This is a genomic window from Neobacillus pocheonensis (assembly GCF_050477905.1).
GTDB classification, from domain to species: Bacteria; Bacillota; Bacilli; order Bacillales; family Cytobacillaceae; genus Neobacillus; species Neobacillus pocheonensis_A.
Map to the genome: position 1 here is coordinate 1 of NZ_JBCNAD010000051.1, position 3,042 is coordinate 3,042.

The window sequence follows — 3,042 nt, forward strand, 5'->3', positions numbered from 1 at the left end:
TTGTTACGTTGGCTTCGTTTCGTAAGAAACGAATATTATTGTTTGTTAACGTTTTTGTTTGTTTAGTTTTCAAAGAGCAAGTTCACCGCTCAAAAGCGACTTTATTAATATATCATTTCAAGTTGTTAATGTCAACAACTTATTTCATTTAGTTCATCGTCTCGCTGACGACTTTTCATATATTACAGGAGATTAATAGATTGGTCAATACTTTTTTTAAAAAAAATTAAAATGATTTATTTTCACTATCAATCACTAAAAAAGCTATCAATCTCTTCGGCAAATTTTGCGTGGTAAGTTACTTCTGACTTCATGGGGCGATAACATGAGTTCACAATTTAAAAAAAGAGGCTGCTCAAAAGCGTTATCCTTTAACGCCCTTTGAGACAGTCTCTCTCCTATTAAATACAATTATGATACCGAGCAAACCTTTTTCAACCGGCTGCAGATGGCTTCACCGACCTCAATCGTTGATGATGTGCCGCCGATATCTGAGGTTTTGATTCCGTCATTTGTTACCTCTTCTACTACATCCAAAAGCTTCTGTCCCAGTTCCTGCTCCCCAAAATGATCGAGCATCATTTTAGCAGTCCAAATCTGCCCGATTGGGTTGGCAATGCCTTTGCCATAAATATCCGGCGCAGAACCATGAACAGGTTCAAACATAGATGGATACTTTCCCTCTAGATTAATATTGGCTGCAGGCGCAATCCCGATACTACCCATGATTGCCCCTCCAATATCAGTTAGAATATCGCCAAATAGATTACTTGCCACAATCACATCAAAAATCTGCGGCCTTGTCACGAAAAAGGCAGCTAGCGCATCGATATGGTAGGAAGCCGTTTGAATATCCGCATAGTCTGTTTTGACTTCATTAAAGACCTCATCCCAAAACGGCATCGAGTGGACAATACCGTTCGACTTCGTTGCGGATGTGACATGCCCTCTTCTCTGCTTAGCCAATTCAAACGCATAGCGCATCGCACGTTCTGTTCCCTTTTTTGTAAAAATAGCATTTTGGATGGCCACCTCATCTTCACCACGATGAATCCTTCCACCCACTTCACTATATTCGCCTTCACTATTTTCTCGTACCACAATTAAATCAAAGTCATTGGGATTAACTAACGGTGACTTCAGTCCTTTAAAAAACTTTGCTGGTCGAATATTGATCGATTGTTCAAACTCTCGGCGAATCTTAATCAAAAGTCCCCATAACGAAACATGATCTGGAATCAACTGAGGATTTCCAATCGCCCCTAGAAAAATTGCCTCAAAGTTTTTTAAAATATCCAAACCGTCATCCGGCATCATTTTTCCATGCTCCATGTAGTAGTCACAGCTCCATGGAAACTCTTTGTACTCAAACTTTAATCCGCCATGTATTTCAGCTATTGTATCTAAAACCTTTATGGCAACAGGAACGACTTCTTTGCCAATCCCATCCCCCGGAATAACAGCCATTTCTAGTTTCTTCATAATTTCTCCCTACTCTCTTATTGGAATATTTCGACCTGTTAATACTAATCTTTCCGTGCGCGTCATAGACAACCAGTAAAGTAACATTTATAAAAATCTATTATGTAGGTATTCCACAAGAAAATTATACTATATTTTTACAAATGGCTATTTGTACAATTTATCTAGTTTATCCTCTTTTATTATTCATTATTGATTTTCGTGTAGACATGAGAATTCATAGGCGGAGAATTTCCGGCTAATGTACTTAGAGGGAGTTTAAGAAGCAGATATAAGCGGAGATATTCCGATTAATTACCATAAATAAGACAAAATCCAAGGATCTGGATAAGTTAAACGGAAAAACTTCCTTTATTTTTAAGGGAATATGGGTATTTCCCAATTCACACGGAATATTTCCGTTTATTTTTCAAACACAGTGAAATCATCATTGAGTTAGAACGGAGCCTTAGTTTAAATAAAGGAACTAAAGTAGACTAGATAACAAAGAAATAGTGGATTTGTTTTTTATATAAGTGGCAAAAGCAATTAGTAAGGAAGATGATATTACAATGAGGTTGAAAATATAAATACGGAAGAAAAAGAAGAGTTTTTAGGGAGATTATAAGTGAGTCGGGGATTATTATAGTGGGCCTAAATGGACTCGAACCATCGACCTCACGCTTATCAGGCGTGCGCTCTAACCAGCTGAGCTATAGGCCCATTAAAAAATGGAGCGGGTGATGAGAATCGAACTCACAACATCAGCTTGGAAGGCTGAGGTTTTACCACTAAACTACACCCGCACTTTGGAAAAATTGAATAATGGTGGAGGGGGACGGATTCGAACCGCCGAACCCTGAGGGAGCGGATTTACAGTCCGCCGCGTTTAGCCACTTCGCTACCCCTCCGCATTTAAACAAAACTAAAAAAATGGTGGCTCAGGACGGAATCGAACCGCCGACACAAGGATTTTCAGTCCTTTGCTCTACCGACTGAGCTACTGAGCCATATTTTAAATAATTTCCTACAATAAATTTGAGGTCATTCCTTTGCTCAAAAGAACTTTCGTTCTTTCTCGCAGATTGCCGCAGATGCTTTTTCAATGAAGTGAGCAATCTGCTCTACCGACTGAGCTTCTGAGCCATATGGTGGAGGATGACGGGATCGAACCGCCGACCCTCTGCTTGTAAGGCAGATGCTCTCCCAGCTGAGCTAATCCTCCAAATTAATGAACATTATTTTCGCTATCACGAAAAACTTTGGTGACCCCTACGGGATTCGAACCCGTGTTACCGCCGTGAAAGGGCGGTGTCTTAACCGCTTGACCAAGGGGCCCAAAATGTAAAATGTGCAAAATAATAGCCCCAAAAGGGGCTTAGCCTGGCAACGTCCTACTCTCACAGGGGCGCCTGCCCCAACTACCATCGGCGCTGAGAAGCTTAACTTCCGTGTTCGGTATGGGAACGGGTGTGACCTTCTCGCCATAATTACCAGACTATTTATTTGAGGTTTCATTCCCTCAAAACTAGATAATGCAGAAGAAGTTTTCGTAAAAACGAGTTCGCTTTAAAACTTGGT

1 protein-coding gene, 6 tRNA genes and 1 rRNA gene are annotated in these 3,042 nt (G+C 40.3%); all 8 read right to left on the bottom strand.

Going from position 1 to position 3,042, the window contains the following annotated elements:
• Positions 1 to 411: 411 nt before the first annotated feature.
• The 8 genes from ABES02_RS25235 to rrf all read right to left on the bottom strand — a co-directional run bounded on the left by ABES02_RS25235 (position 412) and on the right by rrf (position 2,959).
• A complete protein-coding gene (locus tag ABES02_RS25235) occupies positions 412 to 1,482 on the bottom strand; it encodes a tartrate dehydrogenase (protein ID WP_430140529.1) in 1,071 nt (356 codons plus the stop codon).
• A gap of 628 nt (positions 1,483 to 2,110) precedes the next feature.
• Positions 2,111 to 2,184: transfer RNA gene (locus ABES02_RS25240), tRNA-Ile, on the bottom strand.
• Positions 2,185 to 2,193: 9 nt separating this feature from the next.
• Positions 2,194 to 2,267 (bottom strand) — tRNA-Gly (locus tag ABES02_RS25245).
• Between the two features lie 20 nt (positions 2,268 to 2,287).
• A tRNA-Tyr gene (locus tag ABES02_RS25250) sits at positions 2,288 to 2,372 on the bottom strand.
• A 23-nt stretch (positions 2,373 to 2,395) separates the two neighbouring features.
• Positions 2,396 to 2,471, bottom strand: a tRNA-Phe gene (locus ABES02_RS25255).
• A gap of 139 nt (positions 2,472 to 2,610) precedes the next feature.
• Positions 2,611 to 2,686: transfer RNA gene (locus ABES02_RS25260), tRNA-Val, on the bottom strand.
• A gap of 38 nt (positions 2,687 to 2,724) precedes the next feature.
• A tRNA-Glu gene (locus ABES02_RS25265) sits at positions 2,725 to 2,799 on the bottom strand.
• Between the two features lie 43 nt (positions 2,800 to 2,842).
• Positions 2,843 to 2,959 (bottom strand): 5S ribosomal RNA (gene rrf, locus ABES02_RS25270).
• Between the last annotated feature and the right edge of the window lie 83 nt (positions 2,960 to 3,042).

What these genes read in the sequence shown, in the direction of transcription:
- ABES02_RS25235 (WP_430140529.1), bottom strand. Translation starts at nt 1,482, where the DNA reads ATGAAGAAACTAGAAATGGCTGTTATTCCGGGGGATGGGATTGGCAAA.